This is a genomic window from Arcanobacterium canis, from assembly GCF_029625435.1.
Taxonomy (GTDB): Bacteria; Actinomycetota; Actinomycetes; order Actinomycetales; family Actinomycetaceae; genus Arcanobacterium; species Arcanobacterium canis.
In genome coordinates this window covers 422280-443519 of sequence record NZ_CP121208.1, presented here as the reverse complement: position 1 = coordinate 443519, position 21240 = coordinate 422280, and the positions used below count along the sequence as shown (strand labels likewise).

At 56.3% G+C, this 21240-nt stretch carries 21 protein-coding genes; 11 read left to right on the top strand and 10 right to left on the bottom strand.

What is annotated here, in order from left to right; translation table 11 throughout:
• Window positions 1-39: 39 nt before the first annotated feature.
• The 4 genes from P7079_RS01920 to mtrA all read right to left on the bottom strand — a co-directional run bounded on the left by P7079_RS01920 (window position 40) and on the right by mtrA (window position 4780).
• A complete protein-coding gene (locus P7079_RS01920; RefSeq protein WP_278013158.1) occupies window positions 40-573 on the bottom strand; it encodes a phosphoribosyltransferase family protein in 534 nt (177 codons plus the stop codon).
• Between the two features lie 225 nt (window positions 574-798).
• Complete coding sequence (locus P7079_RS01915) at window positions 799-2472, bottom strand: LpqB family beta-propeller domain-containing protein (RefSeq protein WP_278013157.1); 1674 nt, start codon at window positions 2470-2472, stop codon at window positions 799-801.
• Window positions 2469-4103, bottom strand: coding sequence for an MtrAB system histidine kinase MtrB (gene mtrB, locus P7079_RS01910; protein ID WP_278013156.1), 1635 nt, complete (start codon window positions 4101-4103; stop codon window positions 2469-2471). Before mtrB ends, P7079_RS01915 begins: the two co-directional genes overlap by 4 nt.
• Window positions 4100-4780: an MtrAB system response regulator MtrA gene (gene mtrA / locus P7079_RS01905; RefSeq protein ID WP_278013155.1), complete on the bottom strand. Its 681-nt coding sequence runs from the start codon at window positions 4778-4780 to the stop codon at window positions 4100-4102. Before mtrA ends, mtrB begins: the two co-directional genes overlap by 4 nt.
• Before the next feature lie 189 nt (window positions 4781-4969).
• On the opposite strand from mtrA, the gene P7079_RS01900 reads away from it, so the two are divergent.
• Genes P7079_RS01900 through P7079_RS01880 form a run of 5 tightly spaced genes read left to right on the top strand, consistent with a single transcriptional unit; the run spans window position 4970 to window position 9900 of the window.
• Entirely contained in the window at window positions 4970-6088 is a 1119-nt protein-coding gene (locus P7079_RS01900; protein ID WP_278013154.1) for a DUF7847 domain-containing protein, read from the top strand.
• On the top strand, window positions 6088-6660 hold the full coding sequence (locus P7079_RS01895) for a DUF4129 domain-containing protein (RefSeq protein ID WP_278013153.1): 573 nt from the start codon (window positions 6088-6090) through the stop codon (window positions 6658-6660). The genes P7079_RS01900 and P7079_RS01895 overlap by 1 nt, the downstream gene beginning before the upstream one ends.
• Window positions 6657-7709, top strand: a complete 1053-nt coding sequence (locus P7079_RS01890) for a DUF4350 domain-containing protein (protein ID WP_278013152.1) — start codon at window positions 6657-6659, stop codon at window positions 7707-7709. Before P7079_RS01895 ends, P7079_RS01890 begins: the two co-directional genes overlap by 4 nt.
• Window positions 7706-8650: an AAA family ATPase gene (locus P7079_RS01885; protein WP_278013151.1), complete on the top strand. Its 945-nt coding sequence runs from the start codon at window positions 7706-7708 to the stop codon at window positions 8648-8650. The genes P7079_RS01890 and P7079_RS01885 overlap by 4 nt, the downstream gene beginning before the upstream one ends.
• A gap of 56 nt (window positions 8651-8706) precedes the next feature.
• Complete coding sequence (locus tag P7079_RS01880; RefSeq protein WP_278013150.1) at window positions 8707-9900, top strand: DUF58 domain-containing protein; 1194 nt, start codon at window positions 8707-8709, stop codon at window positions 9898-9900.
• Here the strand turns inward: P7079_RS01880 and P7079_RS01875 are convergent, their stop codons facing one another.
• Complete coding sequence (locus P7079_RS01875; RefSeq protein ID WP_278013149.1) at window positions 9901-10863, bottom strand: stage II sporulation protein M; 963 nt, start codon at window positions 10861-10863, stop codon at window positions 9901-9903.
• Window positions 10864-10908: 45 nt separating this feature from the next.
• Between P7079_RS01875 and P7079_RS01870 the strand changes: the two genes are divergently transcribed.
• Window positions 10909-11736: an RDD family protein gene (locus P7079_RS01870; protein WP_278013148.1), complete on the top strand. Its 828-nt coding sequence runs from the start codon at window positions 10909-10911 to the stop codon at window positions 11734-11736.
• On the opposite strand, the gene P7079_RS01865 is transcribed toward P7079_RS01870, so the two are convergent.
• Entirely contained in the window at window positions 11737-12111 is a 375-nt protein-coding gene (locus tag P7079_RS01865) for a DUF3499 family protein (RefSeq protein ID WP_278013581.1), read from the bottom strand. It lies immediately after the preceding gene.
• A gap of 105 nt (window positions 12112-12216) precedes the next feature.
• On the opposite strand from P7079_RS01865, the gene P7079_RS01860 reads away from it, so the two are divergent.
• On the top strand, window positions 12217-12621 hold the full coding sequence (locus tag P7079_RS01860) for a metallopeptidase family protein (RefSeq protein WP_278013580.1): 405 nt from the start codon (window positions 12217-12219) through the stop codon (window positions 12619-12621).
• Here the strand turns inward: P7079_RS01860 and P7079_RS01855 are convergent.
• From P7079_RS01855 to P7079_RS01840, 4 genes are all read right to left on the bottom strand, one after another.
• The gene (locus P7079_RS01855) at window positions 12618-14015 is read right to left on the bottom strand and encodes a DUF5719 family protein (protein ID WP_278013147.1); all 1398 of its coding nucleotides are present in this window, start codon (window positions 14013-14015) and stop codon (window positions 12618-12620) included. The genes P7079_RS01860 and P7079_RS01855 overlap by 4 nt on opposite strands.
• Window positions 14012-16936 carry a glycosyltransferase gene (locus tag P7079_RS01850; RefSeq protein ID WP_278013146.1) on the bottom strand — a complete coding sequence of 975 codons (2925 nt, stop codon included), beginning with the start codon at window positions 16934-16936 and terminating at the stop codon, window positions 14012-14014. The genes P7079_RS01855 and P7079_RS01850 overlap by 4 nt, the downstream gene beginning before the upstream one ends.
• 33 nt (window positions 16937-16969) lie before the next feature.
• Window positions 16970-17341: a WhiB family transcriptional regulator gene (locus tag P7079_RS01845; protein ID WP_278013145.1), complete on the bottom strand. Its 372-nt coding sequence runs from the start codon at window positions 17339-17341 to the stop codon at window positions 16970-16972.
• A gap of 71 nt (window positions 17342-17412) precedes the next feature.
• Window positions 17413-17598 carry a hypothetical protein gene (locus P7079_RS01840; protein ID WP_278013144.1) on the bottom strand — a complete coding sequence of 62 codons (186 nt, stop codon included), beginning with the start codon at window positions 17596-17598 and terminating at the stop codon, window positions 17413-17415.
• On the opposite strand from P7079_RS01840, the gene P7079_RS01835 reads away from it, so the two are divergent.
• The 4 genes from P7079_RS01835 to P7079_RS01820 all read left to right on the top strand — a co-directional run bounded on the left by P7079_RS01835 (window position 17597) and on the right by P7079_RS01820 (window position 21240).
• The gene (locus P7079_RS01835; protein WP_278013143.1) at window positions 17597-18271 is read left to right on the top strand and encodes a TIGR03089 family protein; all 675 of its coding nucleotides are present in this window, start codon (window positions 17597-17599) and stop codon (window positions 18269-18271) included. The two genes, P7079_RS01840 and P7079_RS01835, sit on opposite strands and share 2 nt — an antisense overlap.
• A 72-nt stretch (window positions 18272-18343) precedes the next feature.
• A complete protein-coding gene (locus P7079_RS01830) occupies window positions 18344-19492 on the top strand; it encodes an LCP family protein (protein WP_278013142.1) in 1149 nt (382 codons plus the stop codon).
• Window positions 19489-20769, top strand: coding sequence for an LCP family protein (locus P7079_RS01825; protein WP_278013141.1), 1281 nt, complete (start codon window positions 19489-19491; stop codon window positions 20767-20769). The genes P7079_RS01830 and P7079_RS01825 overlap by 4 nt, the downstream gene beginning before the upstream one ends.
• A gap of 9 nt (window positions 20770-20778) precedes the next feature.
• A complete protein-coding gene (locus tag P7079_RS01820) occupies window positions 20779-21240 on the top strand; it encodes a GtrA family protein (protein ID WP_278013140.1) in 462 nt (153 codons plus the stop codon).

Genomic DNA, 21240 nt, shown 5'->3' with positions numbered 1-21240 from the left:
ACAAAAATTATACCGGGCTAGGCCACAAAGTGGTAACCGTTACACTCTGCGCGGATTTTTTCCACTTGCCAAAACGAGTGCGCCCACAACTCGGCCACCGGCGTCGGCCACGGCGCGCGCCGCACCAGCCAGCGTTGCTCCTGTAGTGAGGACGTCGTCTACCAGCACGACGTCGCCAGTGATTGACTGACAACTGACCGCCCGCTTTTTCGCCGCCCGCTCCTCAATACGGAGCCCGCGCCTGCGCCTTCCGAGGAGAGTATCGATTCGTCGCTCAATATCGGCCCGCCAATGGCGTTGCGCCTTGCGTAATACATTGGCCTCATTCCACCCATTGTTTCGTGCAACTTCAGATGCAATCACCCCAGCAACGAACATCCCTCTTTTCGTGCGCGCTGGGGACGACGGTGCTGGAATCACGCTTATTCGACCCCCGGCGTCGGGGAAAAGTGAAGGCGTCACTGCAGGGATCACACTGGCCACCGCACGATCAAGCGGAGCACTCGTGACGTTTTTCCATGTAATGATGACCCGGCGTCGCACACTTGAATATTCGCCCAGGCAATAGGTCATGAATGCTGGGTAATCACCATCCTCGCCGACCAACATGAGGTAGGGTGCTTGAGATGAACACTCAATCCAGCGAGAGGAAAACGCCGCACGGCAGCGGCTACACAAGGCAGTATCCCAGCAGCCACATCCGGCACACCACAAAGGAAAAATGAGGTTCAGTAACGATCTCCACATACAGCTTAGATTAGTGGCAGCACGCCCACGCACCGCTGCGTTATCCACACCTTAGCCAGGAAAGGCGGGTTGCGTCAGAACCGGCGTGATTTTGCGCCATGCACCCGAATCAAACTCAAGCAAGGCGTCGGGAGTTTCGACCACCACCGAGTCAAGTCCGCGACCAGCAGTAACTGACTTCGGGATAAAGGTGCCCGGTAGGCGTCGAATTGGCCCAAAGATTGGCACGCTGTACAGAGCCGGATCATTCGCTCCAGCCTCAAGTCCAATCATGACAAGCGTGGAGGCGTCAACCCATGCGACATCAGAAATTGCCTTCAGACGCACGCCCATTTGCGCTGCATCTGCGAACCCTAGCGGTACGCCGTTCGCATCGCGCAAGATTCCCACCACAAAAACACTCGGTGTCCCAGAAGCATTCGCCACAATGATCATGCGTGTGCCGTCACGCGACACTCTCACACCGATAACCTCCGTACCCGCGAGCGCGGAAACAGCGAAGGACATCACCGGGCCTCCCCGCACAGGAGTCGCTAAAATCTTTCCGTCAGATTTGATTGCCCCGCTCCATACGTACCCGCGTCGGTCTGTGGATGGCGCCACAAGCGAAGAACGTGAGTTCATCAGCAAATGAGCTGCTCCCGATTGGGAAATGGAATAGACGGAGTGAGAGCCATTGCCGAGCGCAATCACTGGCCCATGCGGATCGTAGGTTTGCGCCAGGTGGGTCAGTTTCAAGGCCGGATCCACTGCAAAAGCGATACTGCCTGAATCACGCACACCGCGTTCGTGGATCTCATTGTTTGCCATTCCAAGAAGCGGGTATTGACCATAGGGGTAAACCGGTACATCTGCACTCGCTGACATATCGAGCTCAGCACCACCGGAGGACACCTGAACCTCAGAAATACCTCCTAGGCCTTTCAACGTTGCATTGACCTGCGCCGCCATCAGACCCAACTCTGCATCATGCAAGCCCGCAGCCTCGGCTGTCAGGCTCACTCTGGCCACTTGATCGACAACATCGACTTGCGGAGTAGCGAGGGCGGTTCCCTTGGGCAGCGCGCTTTTGACGGCGCCTGCTAACCACGACGGCGGGCCAGACAGAAGCGCCGATAAAGCCGAGGTCGCAGCGCGGTCTTCTGGGAAGTAGTACACCACGGGCACAAGAGCGTCCGAATTCAGGGACAGGAAGTAGACCGACACGGAGCGGAAGATCGAGGAAAAAAGCGATTCGGGCATCATCACACCGTCATCGAGAGCCGCGATTCGCCACTGATTCTGCGCATTCTTGACGAGTGAGAATTCGGAGACGATTGTCGAATCGGGAGCGGAAGATTGATACTCGCCGTCGGTATCCAAGGTGGCAGAAGCCGACGCAGTAAAACGAACAGCACCCGATTTCGCACGCGAAAACGATTGATTATCGACGTCGGGGTAAATACGTACTTGGACGCGCGGATTCCACTTGGACGCAACAGATTGGGTCAGGAACTCACGCGCAACCGAAAAGTCATTAGAAAATCCCACGGCAGAGGCAGCTAAAAACCCTTGAACGATCTCTTCAGGAGTGGCATTTTCGGATGGAGATTGTGCCTTAAAGCCCACCTTGCCGTTCGACGCCGACGGTTTCGCTGTCACGTACACCGGCCCCGACGTCGGCAATGCTGCACACCCAGCGAGAACTAGGCTAAAAACGGCCAAGAGCACACAGAGCTTTTTCATTGTTCCTCCTCATCGTGCATCGTCAGTGCAGTGAGGTCAGCTGTTCGGGGTTCCGGCGCTACCAGCTCAATTGGCGCCACAAAGGGCGCATGAGGAGTCTTAGGGATCGTCAGGAGGAAGGTCGATCCAACTCCCATCACACCTGTTGCTTCAAGCGTGCCTCCGTGAATCAGGGCGTCCTCTTTCGCAATTGTCAGGCCGAGTCCGGTCCCACCGGTTTTGCGCACACGCGAGGAATCTGCACGCCAGAAACGATCGAAGACATGCGCTGCTTGTTCTTCGTCCAGCCCAATTCCCCAGTCCATCACTTCGGCGGCCACAGCCGTATCGTTGCCAACGATCCGTACTGATACAGGGTTTCCTTCAGCATGTTCGAGCGCATTGACAACAAGGTTACGAAGAATTCGTTCGATTCGACGAGGCTCGATTTCCGCTTCTGGATTTCCCTCCACGCTGATCGATACCGCCACTCCATTATCTTGAGCGAGCGGATCGGCCAGTTCGATCACGGTTCGAGCGAGTTCGCCGACGTCGGTCGGCTTTGTGGCAAGTGAGGTGCCACCGGCGTCGTAACGGGAAATCTCCAACAAATCGGACAGCATCATGTCCAGATTCTTCAATTGATCGTGCTGAAGCTCAGCGCTTCGTCGCAACGCCGGCGACAGTTCTTCTCGTTTATCGAAGATCAGTTGGCCGGCCATGCGGATCGTCGTCACCGGAGAGCGTAGCTCGTGCGACACTGCTGAAACAAAGTCCGTCTGGACTTTCGACATTCGCTCCATCTTTGTGAACTGATCCTCAAGCGAGGAAGCCATCTGATTGAACGATCGTGCCAACTGGGCAAGTTCATCCGTTCCCCGCACTTCCATCCGCGCTTCAAATTCACCTTCGGCGAGCTGATGCGCACTTGCGGATGCTTCTTGGACAGGTCTGAGGACTAGACGCATGATCAGCCACGACACAAATGCGAGAAGCACGATTAATGCCACGACAGAGAAGGTCAGGACACGAAATGTTGAACGGATCAGCGATTCTTGAGAGGACAATGAATACGCAGCGTAAAGCTCATACTGGCCGGCAGACGGAATATTGAGCGCTGTGCCCAAAATCAGACCGGGAGACTCGCTCTCTTGGCCAGGAACTGCCACAGACATGTAGCTCACCTGCCCGGCCGTCGTCTTTGAGCGCAGCTCGGAGGTAAGCAACGACCGTATTTGGGTTGAGGTCGCGACCTGCGGCTCAAGAATCTGGACCGATGGAGCACCTTGTCCATTTGAGCGCACTAGCACTGAGCCGATCAATCCGCGGGTGGGATCGTACATTGAGGACACGACACTGTTTGCCACCTGCTGGAGCTGCCCCGACGTCGGCGACGATGTTTGCGTGAAGCGATCTTGAGCGATCGTCGCATCGGCAGAGAATTGCTCAATATTCGTCTGCAGAGCAGCATTGAAAACCGCTCCGCGAATCTGACTCACGACAATTGCACCAGCAATAAAAAACCCGAGGATACCGCCGACCACAATGATGACCATCGTTCGAGTGGAGAGCGATGATTGCCAGCGTTCACGCAACGACGCAATTCGGTGCGAGAGGCGGCCGAAGAATGCGTTCGACGATTGTGGGCTCACTGAGCCGCAGCCCCCGCACGGTACCCAACGCCACGGACTGTCAGCACAACCTGAGGATCGTCAGGATCATTCTCAACCTTTGCACGCAGACGCTGAATATGGACATTCACGAGTCGCGTATCCGCGCTATGGCGATAACCCCACACCTGCTCAAGAAGCTCTTCACGGGAGAAGACCTGGAAGGGCTTACGCGCGAGGACGGCGAGAAGATCGAACTCAAGCGGAGTCAGATGCAATACTTCTGTTCCCCGCCGTACTTCGTGGCCTTTGAGATCAATAGTGAGATCGGCAACTTTGAGAACATCCGCTTCCGGTTCTTGCCGACGCAGGCGCGCTTTGACACGTGCAAGAAGAACAGAGTTTTCGAATGGCTTAGTGACGTAGTCGTCAGCTCCTGCTTCGAGACCAGCGATAACATCCACTGAATCGGTTTTTGCACTCATCATGATGATGGGAACATCAGATTCTTCGCGCAGCTGACGGCAAACCGAGACGCCATCGAGCCCAGGCAACATCACATCGAGAAGGACGAGATCGGGGTGCTCTGCCCGGAAAAGTGGCAACACATGGGCACCGTTTGCACACACCGTGGCTTGGTATCCCTCAGACTCCAGCAAAATTGCCACCATCTCCGAAATACCCGGATCGTCGTCAACGACGAGGATGCGCAAGCTCATTCCTTCTCCTTTCGATCACTGTTTCCATTATCCACGTTTGCGCGAACTTCGACTAGGGCAAACGTACGATAGAGCCCGCACCAGGAGGTTTCTCAATACGTCGATCACATGCGATGCATATGTGTACCTACGCTACGATGGTGGCAGATAGTGTCAAAAATGTGTCACCCAGACATAAAAGGAACCACCATGACAACGCCCCCATCCAATAACCCTTTTGAATCAGATTCAACCCCGCACTGGGATCAAAATCCGTATCAGTCAGATGGCCCTACCCCATCTGCGCCCTTTGGTTCCTACAGCCAACCGCAGGAAAACGCAGGTATGGGCCAGTCCTATCCGCAGTACAGCCAACAACCGGCACAATCTCTGGGCGCTCCGACGTCACTCTTTCCGCTACGCCCCCTCGGAGTAGGCGAAACATTCGACGCCGCGATGCGCACGATCCGTTTTAATCCGGCAGCACTTATCGGCGTACCCATGTTGATTTGGCTTGTGGGCCTCGTCGTTGATTCTGCAGCTTCCTATCTTCTTAATGAATCACCTGCCGCCACCACAACGCCTGAAATGGCGCAGGTATTGGATGGAACAAGCATGTGGTCAATCCTCATCGGGCTCTTCATCGGAGCAGCGTTGGTTGCTCTGATGACCGGTGCATCAACGCGTGCCACTATCAAAGGCGCTCTCGGACGCAAAGTTTCCTTCTCTGAAGCTGCAGCTGACGCCGGGCGTGGGGCCGGGAAAACGGTGCTCCATGCTTTGATTTTCCAGGTTCTCGCCACAGTCGTTGTGACCACCGTGGTTGGACTTTTGCTCTTCGCTACGGTGATCAACGCACTGTCACGCGTCAATTCGTCCAACCCGAATGAGGTCGCTACCGCTATCGGCGCAATCTTGGGTGTCTTTGCTCTCGTTTTGCTCCTTTTCATTGCTCTCTACCCGCTTTACGCGCGACTGTTTGTGATTTATCCCGTCATGGTTGTCGAGCGCAAGGGTGTGTTCGCCGCTATGGCACGCTCGTGGAAGCTCACCCGCGGCTCAACCGGGTACTTGTGCCTCTTGGGGCTGGGAATCATTGGCATCGTGATCGCGGTTGCTGTGGTGTTCGGTCTGATCTCCGTGATTTTGACCGCTGCCTTCGCGCCAGACAGCGCATCGCCGCTGACTGGCGCGATCGTTGGTTTCATTTCCTCAGCGATTCTCTCAGCATTCTTCGTTCCTTTCTTCCTATCGATTCAGGCGGTGTTGTACATCAACATGCGCATCATCCGTGAGGCAGTTACTCCGGCTGCTTACGTGGAGAACTGATGTTGCGGCTGAGCATTAATCCTTCCGACGCGCAGCGCGCCGCGGAGGCGGAGCTCGCCAAATCGAAATACCACCCGCGCGAGAGCTGGCTCTCGCGCGGGTGGCGTTGGTTACTTGAACAATTTTCTTCTGGCGACGGCGATGGCACAGGTTCGTGGCTGTCACCGCTATGGATTGTGGTTGCCATTGTTGTCGCTGTGTTAGTGATCGCTCTCATTGCTCGATCATTGCGCCGGACACCGCACCCACATGCATTGCTGACATCTGAGTCACCTCCTGCCGACACGGCTGCTCTTCTGTTGCAAGCCGCTGATTCACATAACGATCCTGACCTGCAGGTATTGACTTACTTCCGCGCCGCAATGACGCGACTCGATGAAATCGGTGTCATTCGCCTGTCATCAGCCATGACAGCTACTGAAGTAGCAACAGCAGCCAGCGCCACTTCCATTGACGCCAGCGCAGTGGCCAACACTTTTAACGCCATCGCCTATGGACATGCACACGCACATGATGAGGACGTCGCCGCTGCTCGTCACCTCGCACGTGCTGCTTGGGCGGTGCATCCATGAGGAAACGTCATTTCGTGATCATTGCCGCGATAATCCTCATCCTCGTCACTGCGGCGTTACTTCTCTCACCCAGGCCGGCCAATCAGGATGCTTTGGCACCCGACGCCGTACGCCCGCAAGGAGCGGGAGCGCTAGGCGCTTTGCTCGAGGACAACGGCGCATCAATTTCCTACACCACCTCAATTTCCGACGCGGTGGCTCGCTTGTCCCGCGATTCCACTCTTGTTCTCCCCTGGTCCGTCGCGTCAGCGATGACTCCCGCCCAAGCAAGACAGGTGAAAAACACGCAGGCACATATCGTCATTATCTCCGACGAGACCACCGCCTCCTTAAAGAACTGGGGCTACGACGTCGCACCATATTGGATCGACGCAACAACAGCGACTTCTTCCGACACCCACTTTGCTGCACGCACAATCGGCCCTCTTCGCCAAGTCATCCCCGGCCCGGGATTTTTTGCTGCCGACGGCGGCGTGGCAATTTCTCAACGTTCCAACGTCACTTTGCTTGCTGATGGCTCACTACTGACAAATGCACATCTGGCAACCCACCACAATGCGGCGCTCGGTCTGGATATTGTTGGCTCTCACCGCAACATCATATGGGTGAGTGTACGAGGTGTCTGGCACACGCCCACGCCGAAAGCTGACCAACCTCTGACCTATCCGTGGCTTATTCCTGCTCTAATTGGAGCTGGAGGAATCGCCGCCTTCGGCGCAGTTGTCCTCGGACGGCGCTTTGGCCCCCTCGTTCCTGAACGTCTGCCCTCCATCGTCGATGCGCGTGAATCACGCCGTGGATTAGCACTGGCCTATTCCCTCTCACGTGACCCTGGCCATGCAGCAGCCATTCTCCGGGCAGCATCAATTGCACGTGTCGCGAAAACAGTGGGGCTTAACCGACATGCCACCCCAGAAACGGTGGTCACAACGCTGGCGCATCACACCGCACGTGATCCTCAGCAACTCACCGAACTTCTCTACACACGTCAGATCACCACCGACAGCCAGTTAGTGGAACTACAACGCGAACTCGAAGGAGCGCTATGAGCCAAGCACACGAAAAATTTGTGGCCATTCGCCATGAAATCTCCAAGGCAGTGGTGGGCAATGACCATGCTGTGACAGGTGTACTTGTCGCACTCCTCGGATCTGGTCATGTCCTGCTTGAAGGAGTGCCGGGAACTGCGAAAACATTATTGGCACGATCGCTCGCGATGGCGACGGCTCTCCCCCATACTCGTGTCCAGTTCACGCCAGACCTCATGCCAGGTGATTTAACAGGCTCGCTCATCTTTCACTCTGGCGAGTTCACCTTCCGCCCAGGGCCAGTCTTCACCTCGATCCTCCTCGCCGACGAAATCAATCGAACGCCACCGAAAACCCAAGCAGCTCTGCTCGAAGCGATGGCTGAACGCCACGTCAGTGTGGATGGCCACATCAAGCTTCTTCCCGATCCCTTCATCGTCATTGCCACTCAAAACCCCATCGAACATGCCGGAACGTATCCTCTCCCGGAGGCACAGATCGACCGCTTCATGATGAAGATTCAGCTCCCTCTACCTTCGCGCGACGTCGAATTCGAAGTTCTGGCACGTCATGCGGCCCGCTTCGATCCCACAGAGCTGTCCAGTGCGGGAATCACGGCCGTGGCAAATGCTGATGATATTCGCCAGGCTCGCGATGAAGTGTCACAGGTCGAGGTCTCCGAGCAAGTCCTGGGCTACATCGTGGATCTCGTTCACACCACACGATCTCTCCCGACGGTGATGGCAGGAGCTTCACCTCGCGGATCAATGTCCTTGCTCGCAGCTGCACGCAGTTGGGCGTGGCTCCAGGGACGTACTTACGTCACGCCCGACGATGTCAAGGGATTTGCACTCCCGACCCTCGCCCACCGAATAGTCTTGCGCCCCGAGGCAGAACTCGACGGCGTTCGCCCACACGACGTGATCTCACAGATCACGGCTTCCGTGGCGGTACCGCGCTGATGTATCTGCGATTACCTGCTGTGCTCGCAGCCAGCGGAAGTATTATCGTGGCCGTCATGAGCACATCTTGGATGGCGGTGGTGGCATATCTGCTGCTCCTTGCGCTGGTATGCGTCGTGGATGCGCTCTTGGCTCCATCGCCGGCACAGATACATATCGAACGTCATGCTCCGGCGTCGGTACGGCGAGGGAAATGTGCTCAGGTGGCATACACCGTGACTTCAAGAACACGGATCGTTGGGGAATTTCGCGACGCATGGGTGCCATCAGCTGGTCTTACTCCCACGCGTCACTCCTTCGATACTCGCACCTCAACGCTAGCTCAGGCCACGATGTGTCCGACACGCCGAGGAACCCTGTCGTCTTCTGCAATAACGGTACGCACCCGTGGCCCACTTCATCTCGCTGGTAGACAATCCACACGGCCAACCGCATGGACAATTCTCGTGTTACCTGCCTTCACTTCCGCTCGTCTTCTTGGCGCAAGCCTGGAGCAACTGCGCCAGCTCGACGGCCACTCACTTTTGCTCCACCGCGGCGAAGGCACTGAGTTTGATTCTCTGCGCGATTACGTCGCCGGCGACGACGTGCGCGCGATTGACTGGCGTTCCACTGCTCGGCTCGGGCGCACTCTTGTGCGCACCTGGCTGCCGGAGCGAGACAGAAAGATCATGGTTGTTCTCGACGCCGGACGAGGACTCTCCTTGCGCTCTGGCGATTCACCGCGTTTCGATGCGGCCATTGACACTGCTCTTCTGATGAGCGCCCTTGTCTCCACAGCAGGTGACGCACTCACAGTCGTCGCGCTAGACAATGCGATCCGCGCATACGTCAGTGCCCAGCACTCCCACAACCCGGTGGCCGATGTCGGCGCCGCACTAGCGAACGTTGAGGCAAGTGCAGCGGCGACAGATCTTCGCCTTCTCATACCACTAGTGCGTCAGCAACGGCCCTCCGTGATCATCGTGATCACAGACCCGACAACCGTCAATCTCGACCATCTCGTTGCGTTGCGTGCAACCTGCCACGTCGTCGTCGCAAATGCAGTCATTGAGGCACTTGAAACCTCACCTGACGCAGTCTGGAACGCTTATCTTCGAGCTGCTGACGCACGTGAATACCTCGATTTGTTGGGATATCAAGCCGAACTCGCACAGCGTGCAGTGCGTGTCGTGAATGCGCCCGCATCTGAGCTTCCGGCTCGAATCGCCAATGAATATCTCATGCTCAAAGCGGCTGGAGCACTCTGATCAGGCAGAGTACTGGACTGAGTGACGAACCTCGCAGCGCGCACGACCTCCGATTTCGTACCAGGCGATAAAGGTGATCAGAACAATCGCTCCGATGGCCACCTTGACTAATGCAGGCAAATTGGACGGCGTCACGAAACCCTCCACGAGACCTGAGATACCAAGGACTCCCACCAGTCCCAAGCCGACGAGGAGCGTCTGCTTTCCTTCACGCGCAAGGGCGACGGATCGAGGGTACGGACCGGGAACAAGGATCGTCCAGAACAATTTCACACCAGCACCAGCAGCGAAGAAAATCGCTGTCAGTTCCATCAGACCATGTGGCAAAATCAACCAGAAAAATGTGTCGAGGCGTCCAAAGTGAGCCATAATCGCGCCCATGATTCCCAAGTTGAGTGCGTTTTGCCAGATCATATAGATGGGAAAGACCCCCGTGAACCCCGCACCCACACAGACCAGGGCAATCCAGGCGTTGTTCGTCCATACCACTGCGGTGAAATCAGCATGAGAATGCTCGGTGTAGTACTGAGCAAATTCAACCGTCGCAATTTGTTCGAGCTCCTGCTCACTACCGAGCGCAGCGAAAGCCTGCGTGTGCGTGGACAGAAAGACCCCCGTCGCGAGCGCGATAACGAGCGTTAGGGCAGCAAATCCTGCTGCCCACCACCGGACTCGAAAGAATGCGCGAGGAAGTTCGTGGCCAAAAAATTGTGCCACACTTGCCCAATTTGACCGGCGCGCTCCGGTCAGCCGAGAGCGAGACATCGCAAGGATGCGCGAAACTTCAAGGGTGTACACCTGCGGTGCATTGATTGTCCGCAGGTAGGCGAGGTGGCCGGACACTTCTCGGTAAAGGCGTAAAAATTCTTCCGATTCTAGCCCATTGCGGTGTCGCAGACGCGCCAGTTGTTCTAAGCGCTTCCACTGAGCATCGTGAGCACGGGCAAATGCGATCGGGTACATATTCGCATTTTCGCATAAAATGCACGATTCGATAAAATATGCGGTGTGAACACACCATCCCCATTTCCCAACGATTCCATCACCACTGGCGATGGGGTGGCACTCGAATTGCCTCCGGCCACCGTGCTTTCGAGGATGTTGTCGGGTTTTATCGACTACGGCCTTCTGTTCATTGTCCTGTGTGGCGTCCTGATTTCTTTGTCAGTCACCGACGTTGTCGATTTCACTGCACCTGAGTCGAAAGCGATCAGCATCGTTGCTGTTGCGACGGTGATGTTACTCATCCCAGCTCTTGTCACAGCGCTGACAAACGGCCGTAGCTTGGGAAAACTTGCCACCCGGACACAAGTTGTCCGCACCGACGGCGGAGCGATCACCTTTCGTGAAGCGATTTTGCGCTCGTTGGTCGGAATCGCAGAAATCTGGCTCACTTTTGGTGCTCTTGCGACGATTGTCAGCGCACTCTCTCGCACCGGAAGTCGCATGGGGGATTTCCTTGCTGGCACCCTTGTTATCCGTCGAGTTTCGTCAACCGCAGCCACAGCACAATTCGTTTGTCCGCCCCTCGAGCAGTGGGTGTCGATTGTGCAGGTTCAGGGCACACCGGCGTCGTTAATCAACGATGCCACCGAGCACCTGACGATCATGAACAAGCTTGAGCCTCACACTCGCGCCCAGCGCTCACGGGCACTCGCTGCCGCATTGTGGAACTACGTCAGTCCTCCTCCCGACCAGAAAATACCTGCGGAGACGTTTATTGCAGGAGCCCTTCACGCAGTGGCAACTGCTCAGTCCACACGCGCACTCGACGAACTCGACCGAGCTGAAAGTGTCAGGAAACGAGTCGCGACGTTGCCGTACTCAGTGGAGTAGTTATTCTTCAACCGGATGAATTGACAACCCCGAGTGTGACTCGATGTCCTCAGCCTCGCCCTCACCGTCGATCACAGCGAAACGTGGGCGCGGATTTTTCTGGATAACATCGGTTGGCCGGCGAACTTCTCGCTTCGCAGGGGTGGGCGGAGGAACCTCAGTGCGCGAGGCTTCTCGGATCGCGTCAGCGAGTGCAAGAAGGTCATCGGAAGACGGCGGCGCCTCTTCGAATTCTGTTTGGAGTCGGATAACCTGCCAGCCAACTGGCATCGTCACTGATTGTGCATGTGATTGGCAGAGGTCAATCGTTCCTGGCTGGATCATCGGAGAAAGCGGCCCGATAACAGCTGTTGCCTCGTCATACCCGTACGTCATTGTTGCCACGGCCGGATTGGGGCAATTTTTACGTGAACACCTACGAATTCCTTGCACGATGCGAAGTTACCACCTTTTTTGTGACCACGATAGGATGAACGCGTGATGAGACGCAAATATCGAGACCGCCACGGGCGAGGGATCCGTGGTTTTCTCCTAGATCCTGCCCTGCCTGCCTGGCGCACGCGCGCTGATAAGTTCGATGACCTCATCGCCGCTGAATTTGCGGCCCTCAATGAGCATCTTGGTGGTCGCCTCGCGGACCTTGATGTCGCTGTTCTCGATGTTCCCGAATCTGATCCTGCACCATGGGAAGATGGAATTCCCTTGGCTCGTTTCCTTCCCTTCGATCGCGGAATGGGTAAGCGCGGCCGACTGATTTTTTACCGCCGTCCGATTGAAACCGCAGCACAGCGCAGTGTTCAACCACGGCTCGTCGTTCACGATGTCGTCGTCGACCAAGTGGCATCTGTGCTCGGTGAACGTGCCGAGGATATCGATTACTTTTAGTTCAGGAGTTGGACATCGAGTGAGGTTGCACTTGAACCAGACGCAGACAAGGGAACCCATTCAATTCCGGTATCAGATTTCTCTGCAACTGCTCCGCGCATAGGTGTCGATGCCACCACGCTCACAGCCGCAGCATCGGTAATGTCAACTGTGGCGAGAGCCTTCACATTAACTGAACGCGTGGCAAGCACACTGCCGTCTTTTTTATAGGTCGTCACCTCGGCTCTCCCCTCGCCAACTAAGTGCAAAGTCCCTGATGCCACTGCAGCTGAGCGCGAGAACTCTGGCACCGCAGCTGCCCATGCTGTGTCTGTGCCGCCCGAGGTCGTGATTGATGTTCCCACCGCCGCACTCACCGGCGAGTTCGACGCCACCTGGAGCGCATAATCTCCCGGCCGGAGACCATCGAGTGTCAGATCGAGAACTCCGCCGGGGACGATCTCAATATCCTGGGCACCTTGAAGCGGACGCCTACCTGATACAGAAATTGTCGAAAGGGCAACTGTTGCTGGGTGATCGGTCGGATTGAGTAGTCGAACGGTGCCGCTCCACCCACGATCTGGAAGCAAGGAGTCTCCTTGCGCCGGGACACTGAGCCCAGGAATAACAAGGTTTCGGCCGAAGGAGGACGCAGAAACGAAGGAAACACCCGCAGGTTTGGCTCCCTCAAGGGCAGACGTCTGGATGACGGCTCCAAATTTCCCTGATTTCGTTGACAGGTGAAGAGCTACTTCCTTTTTCGCCTCAATCAGACCATCGAGCCAGATTTCCTGATAACCACCGGGAGCGAGAACAACTTGGCTCGCCCCACCTAGGCGTATCGGCCCGCGTGCCGAATACCCCTGGATATCAATCGCAACAGCTGTCGGTGACGGGTTGGATAACACTAAGCGATTGGCAGAACCAACCCCGCCTGATCCGCCAACAAGATACATATCTGAGGTCGCCCACATGCACGGGCTGACCGCCAGCGAACGCAAATCCCCCGCTGCCGCTTCGTGCGAGGAAGATCCCGCAACGACGGCGTCATGAAGTGCATTCGTATCAAACGTCGCCACCCCCCGTGCATCACCGACACCGAGCACTGACTTCGTTGGATCTGTCAACGCTCCGACGGAAATACGACGCTTTCCTGACGAATCGCTCCATGTCCCGCCTGCTGCTGTACTCAGAACTAGTCCCTGGCCCGAAAGTCGTGCATCGGTCTTCGATGCGGACACCCCTGCTTTCACTCCAGGAGTCACGCCTCCCAGGCAGACGAGGGAGGCTGTACCTCCTTGGGTCGGAAGTTCCTTCGGCCCAAGTATTTGCGACTGACTCGGCTGCAGGAAGAGCGAAGCCGCTCCCAACGCTGCCAACGCAGTGACCGTGACCGTGGCGATCAGTTTTTTCATTCAGTCACTCCCTTACGACGCCAGATAGGCAATGCTCCAATGACGGTGAACACAAACATAGTGATCGTCACCGCAACGAGCGCCCGATGAGCGGGATTGTCGTACCTGATCTCAAGTTTTCCAGGGCGGGCCGGGACCGTCCACGCATTGGCCCACGGATCGTCGGCGCGTTTCAACGGTTCCCCATCAAGGGTGGCCACGAATCGTGGATCAGTCCGCTCTGCCAAACGAACGATTCCTTCCCGTGAAGGGCGAATATCAGTATGGACATTAATAACACCAGAGCCAATTGGCTCTCCGTCAAGGGTGACCCGGGCAGGCGCGGGGAACACGCGCCAGAAGGTTCCTACCTGAGTCTGAGCGATAAACTCTAGGCCCGAGTTCGCTCCTAATGACGCCAACAGTCGTGTATGCACAGTAGTTTTGCTCGCAGGAACGAGCACCAAACCGATGTTGTGACGCTTGAGCGTGTTCATCGCCGACGTCGAGCCGGCCGCAAGATCTGCAATGGCCTGTGCTAATTCGGTGTTCGCTGTGTCCGCAACCGGACGAGAAAGGCGAGAGTATTGGCTCATTTCAATACCATCACGTCGCCACACTTCTCCACGCACCGCGTTGTCGGTGGCGATCAGAGCCAGCACGCGCTGTTTGTTGTTTCCAGATTGTAGCGGTTGTGCAATGGCAGGCAACCGCTCCGACGTCGAATCCAGAGCGTCTGCGAAACGATGGGTGATCGCCCACGTCGTCGCCGTCACCAGCGAGGAACCAACAAGCGCGACGACGAGGGCGAGGGCACCGGCCTGTGCAACGCCGAACGCTCGACCGCGGCTCATTGAACGCAACTTGTAAGTACCGGCCAGCACCGCGAGCGTGAACCCAAGCCACGCAACGGAAAGGCCCACCTGTGGGAGCGTTCCCGTAGTGACAAACGATGACGAAGAGGCAACCCACACGCCATTGACCTGCAGCGATAGACCAGCGAGAGCAAAACCAACTGCCGCAATCACCCATCCCCACCGTCCAACAGCAGTGTGTCGCACCAGGCACAGCACGCTCGTACAGACGACAACAATGGGGCCGCAAAGCAAAAGCCACGAGGAAGGCTGAGATGTCACCGAGTTGGAAGCGAAAAAGTCCCACAGCGTCGTCGCTGGTTGTCCCCCTCCGGGAAGAGCCGGGACGCCCGGAGTTGAGAGCCAGAACGCCGCTGGGTGATCCGTGGCGAGTGACCATGATGAGGCAAAGACCGTCAACGACGGCAATGCAACCCACCCCCAGCGCAACCGTTGTCTGCGGCGAGCTGCCAGACCAGTGATCGACAAGACAATGCCGATCACAACAAAAATGGGCGTGGCAGCTGTGAGGACCGCGCTGACCAATGCCAAGGCAAAAATTTGATGGATTTGTCCCCGCCAAGCACGCACAAAGGAACTGACAGCTAGTGGCAGAAGAACGTGAATCACACTTGCGGCGAGGAACCCAAAAGTCTGGGCTTCAAGGAATGGCGGCGCGGTGATCCACACCACAGCAGCAATGAGACGCATGGGTGCAGAGGTCGTCAAAACGCCGGCGACACGGAACGCCGCGAGCGCAGCCAGAACCGGCGAAATCACGTGGATGAAGGTCGCAACCCCTGCCAGAGTCCCGCCCAAGGCACCGGCGATCCACACAAACGGAATCATCAGTGACCAGAACGGATCCAAGCCACCAGAACTGCCATCACCTACCGGACTCCATCCCAAGAACATGATCTGCCACAGCTCCGACGCCGTATGTGTGTCTTGCGCTAGTGAACCACCGACAAGTACCCCGCTAGTGAGATTTTTCAGATGGAGAATACATGTCACAGCTATCCCAAGGATGAGAGCGAGAACTGCCATCCGGTGAGTGCGTTCTTTGAGCTCCGCACGAGCCTTGAGCTCCAGGGATGAAGGACGCAAGGCAAGCATCTGAGCTTCTTCAGCCGAACGCTTCGCTTCACGTCGGAAAGCACGCACGTCACGTGGCGAATCCTCAAGCTGTCCAAGCGGACGCACGGTGTGGGAAGGCAGAGCTGCCCGGCCTCGCGATACTGCCCCAAACGAACCAAGAAGCCCCACCCCGGCACGAAGTTCAGCGACTGCGAGTTGAGGTTCTTTCATTGCCAGTCGGATCATCGCCCGGATCGGCGCCCCGAGGATATATCCCAGCCATAGCACAGGCATGAGCGCGCTGGGCGCTGCAATGAGTGAATTGACTAGCTGTGCCCGACGTCGCTGGGCAAAGGAACGCGGAAGGGACAGTTGCGCATGACGAACCACAGCCGAGGGAACGACAACGACGCGATGCCCGGCAAGACGTACTCGCCGCGAAAATTCCAAGCCATCACCAAAAGGACCAAAGTCAGGATTCAAACCGCCCAGTTCATTCCACACCTTCGCGCGAACGAGCATCCCGGCAGTTCCCACAGCCAATACGTCGCTACGCGAATCGAGCTGGCCCTGGTCACGCTCATCTTGGACGACTTCCGGTACACGTCTCGCACTGCGCGTGGCTCGGATCCCCACTTCAAGGAGGGTATTTGCATCCCAGCTGACTTGTTTCGCTCCCACGATTGCGGTTGCAGGAGAGTGCTCACCGGCACGCAAGAGGTGGTCAAGCGCCTCGCTCTGCGGAGCGGAATCTGCGTGAAGGAGCCAAATCCAGCCGTCATCACCGACGTCTTTGAGGCCAACATTCACCGCCTGAGCAAAGTTGTGTACACCTTGGGCTGAGATAAAGGAAAAATTTGGAAGCACCTCATGGCGCGAATTATCTGATAGATCCCGCGTCAGGGGTGCAGTGGCAACCAGGATAGTCTGTGTGGGCAAATGGCTCTGGTGTGCGATCGCATCGAGGGTTGAACGGGCATAAGCAAAATCACGGCCGCTGGTGACTACCACGGCCGTGACCTTTTCACGTGACGCAAGGCTCATCTACTGCCCCGCTACCCGCGCTTTTCGCTCACGCGACATGCGCTTGCGGTCATTGTCAGAAGTTCCGCCCCAAATCCCGTGCCGAATATCATTCGTCACGGCATAGTCCAAGCACTGAGCTTGAACGGGGCAGTTACGGCAAATCGACGTCGCCGGAGCCGTGGAGCCACCCTTCTCAGGGTAAAAGATGTCGGGATCGGTTTGTGCGCAAAGGGCATCTTCCATCCACGACAGATCTTCGACCTTATCGGTGGTTCCGTAACCGAGATTAAAAATTCCTGCCATCAACTTCTGTGCCGAGCGCGGATCAGCGGCAGAGGTTTCACCTTCGGTACGGGCGACCTGGAGCCGGGTGTCATTCCGTTTCCACATGCGTTGTGGCCTCCTTGACTATTTGCTTACCCTATAAATTACACGTGTGTTATCCACCAAAAGTCAATTCTTTATGAGAAACTCACCCCCACGATTTTTGCCACATTGACTAAAAATTCCGCAAAAGCACCAAAACCGATGAATTTCACTGAAATTACGCCATTTCTCTGCACTTCACGTTCGCCACCCGCCGAAGTCCACGGCCCCTCGGAGCCGCAGCGGCTACTCTCAGGGAAGATATCGGAAAGGAACACCATGTCGCACCCAGATTTGATGTATCAGCAACTGATGAAAATCGGCGCCTCCCCGGCACTGACGGTGTACGGCGAGGACCGAATCGAACTGTCAGGAAAAGTCTTGGCAAACCACGTCGCCAAGATCGCTCACTTCCTTGTTGATGAAATCGGTCTTGAACCAGGAAACCGAGTCGTCCTTGATCTTCCCGTCCACTGGAAAACCATCGCGTGGGGATTGGCAGCACTCATCGCAGGTGGCAACCTTGTGGTGGGCCGCGCAAAAATCGCAGATGCTGAACCGGGCACAGTTGTGGTCACGGCAAACCCGCGAGGAATCGAACGCGATCCCGACGACGCCGTCGTCGCTCTTGCACTGGGGTCGTTAGCGATGTCGTGGGCCGGCGATCTCGAATCTGACGTCTATGACGGCGTAGCAGATGTGATGTCGTTTCCTGACACGCTGATGTTTTCGGGACTGGGAGAGGGTTCCAACGCATTCTTCTATTCGCGCGCTATCGGCGACATTCCCGCCGGAAGAATTGCACTTCACAAGCCGAGCGTGATCGAATCTCTTTGCGTGGCATACACCGCGTTTTCTCGCGGTGATTCTCTTGTGATTACTAGCGGTTCGACGGCCGAAAACGTCCTAGAGATCGAACACGCATCGCTTTTTACTCCTGCCATACGCCTTTAACATGAGACAAACAACAGTTTCGTCGCCTGTGGGCGCACGCACCGAGACTCAAATGGAAGTAGAGTTGCCAAGGTGAACACTCTTTACGAACGCGCCGAAACTCATCGAAGCGCCGATGTCCAGCGATTCCACTGGGGTCGCGTCATCGGTTTGACCGTGCTCGCCATTGTGCTTTTCCTCGGTTCCGCATTCGGTGTGATCTATTACAACTTGGTGTCGTCGATTCAAACGCACGAACTCGACTCCTTAATTTCGGATAGCCGTCCCACCTTACAGAATGCAGATAAAAAGAACCGCGCGCTCAATATTTTGATTTTGGGCTCCGATTCTCGCGAGGGCTACACCACACATTCAAAGGTGACGGGCATGCGTGCCGATACGACGATGCTCCTGCATATCTCCAAGGATCGTCAGCGTGTCGATGTTGTCTCGATCCCACGTGACATGCTTGTCGAAATCCCCTCGTGTACTCTTCCCAACGGTTCAAAGACGGATCCGCGCAATATGTCAATGTTCAATAATGCTTTTGCGCTCGGTGGAAAAACAGGCGACGTCGGTGCTGCTGCAGCGTGCGCTGTGTCCACAACTGAGAAACTGACGGGTCTGTACATCGACGACTACGCCGTGGTGAACTTCAACGGTTTCCAAGACATCGTCAATTCACTCGGAGGCGTTGACATCTGCGTGGCTGAGCCAATCGATGACAAAGCCGCCCACCTCAAGCTCCCCGCCGGATGTCAAACACTCGGAGGCGAAGACGCCCTCGCGCTCGCTCGTGCGCGCTACTCCATCGGAGATGGATCCGATATCGGACGTATCGACCGCCAACAGCAAGTGGTGATGTCGATCATCAACAAGGCACTGAAGCAGAATTCAGTGTCGGACTTGCCTACTCTCTATCGCACTGTCCAATCAGTGCTTAAGCACCTTGACGTGTCCAGCGGTTTGGGTGACGTGAGCTTCTTAGCATCACTCGCCTCAAATTTGACGGGATTGAAGGGCGACTCACTTCATTTCTACACAATGCCGTGGGAGTGGGCTGGAGCGCGCGTTGTCCCAGCGGCAACAGCTCCTCAAGTCTGGCAGGCACTGAAAGCGGACCAACCGGTACCACAAAGCGCGATCAACAAGACCCCCAAGAACAACGCTATTTCTTCAGCAAATGGTGGCCTCGGTGAAGTTGCTGGCAGTGGGTGGGCAATCTTGAAGGAGAAGAATTGACCGACGCACGTGATCGTCGTCACCATGGCGAAGAGCCGATAGCGCCGCGACGTCGGCAGCCGTCTGCTCCTCGCCGACGTTCAGCTTTCGACGCTTCCGATCCGAATGTCACGACGCCGGTGCGTCGAGAATCAAGGCAAAATACCGCCTCTGAATCGACACAAGGGCGTCCTGAACCAACGCGCGTGATGCGTACTGCGGATTTCCGTTCCGCTCAGGTTCCTTCCCAGCCACCGTCGTTCGCTCCTGCTCGGCGCACATCGCAACCGGTGGTAGAGGAGTACCGTGAACAGCTCCCGTCTCATACGGCGATTCCTCCCCGGACACCTGTTCCTCCTCGACTGTCTGCTCGCCGACGCCGGATGAGCTGGAGAAAGCGCATCGGCATCCTTCTTCTCGTTCTCATCCTGATCATCGTTGGCTGGGGAGCATATTTGTATTCCATGGGTAACGCCAAGATCAATCGGAAAGATGCGCTCTCGGGCGCCACAGATACACCGGGAACTACCTACCTCATCGTGGGCTCCGATTCGCGTGCCAACTACGCGCCGACCTCGAAAACGAAGGGCCAACGTTCGGATACGATCATGTTGCTCCAGGTTCCTGAATCTGGAAACACGTCATTGATTTCGATTCCGCGAGATTCTCTCGTTGATATTCCTGGACACGGCAAGGGAAAGATCAACGCAGCGTTCTCCTTGGGTGATGCCGCTCTGACGGTGAAGACGGTTGAGAAGCTCACTGGCCTCACCATTGACCATTACTTGGAGATCGGTATGGGTGGTGTTGAGAACCTGACCGACGCCGTCGGCGGAATCAACCTGTGTTGGGATCAGACGTTCAACGATTCGCACGCGAAACTTGCGTGGGAAGCGGGCTGCCACGACGTTGATGGCGTCACAGCTTTGAAGTTCTCGCGTATGCGCTATTCCGACCCGATGGGAGATCTTGGGCGTGCTATGCGCCAACGCCAGGTCGTGTCGAAGATTTTGTCCAAGGCACTGACACCAGCCAATTTCCTCAATCCGGCAACTCAGTATTCTCTGGTCAATTCCGTCGGCACTGTACTGACAGCAGACCGATCGACGTCGCTCATTGATATTGCACGCGCTGGCCTCGCTCTTCGAAGCGCTACGAGCGCGAAGAACATGGGTACTCCCCCGATCGAAGATACAAACTACCATTACGGTGCTCAATCGACTGTGAAACTCGTTGACGATCCATCATTCTGGGACAACGTCCGCGACGGAAGCATCACGCCCGAGAATTTTAAGTAAGCGATTATCGTGAACAATCCCCCCATCGTCTCCAAGTTGCTCCGCGGGCAAACCTTTGGTCAGTGGCTGATTGAGTTCATCCAGTTTTGTATTGTCGGGCTCGGAAGCTATGTCGTGGACGTCGGGCTATTTAATGTGCTTGCCTACTCGGGATGGTTCTTTACCCCGGGACACGGACAGTTCATTGCCAAAACGATTTCGGTATCAATCTCGGTGATTTTTTCATGGGTCGTCAACCGATTCTGGACTTTCGCAGGAAAATCACACAAGGAGGCTGGTAGCGAACTCCTGGCTTTTATTGCAGTGAATGTCGCCGGCCTGCTCATTGCTCTGGCGTGTTTGTGGGTGTCTCGTTACGTCCTGGGTTTCACTAGCCAGCTCGCCGATAACATCTCTGCCAACGGCGTCGGCCTGGTTCTGGGAACTGCATTGCGCTACATCGGTTACCGTTACTTCATTTTCACGAAGTAA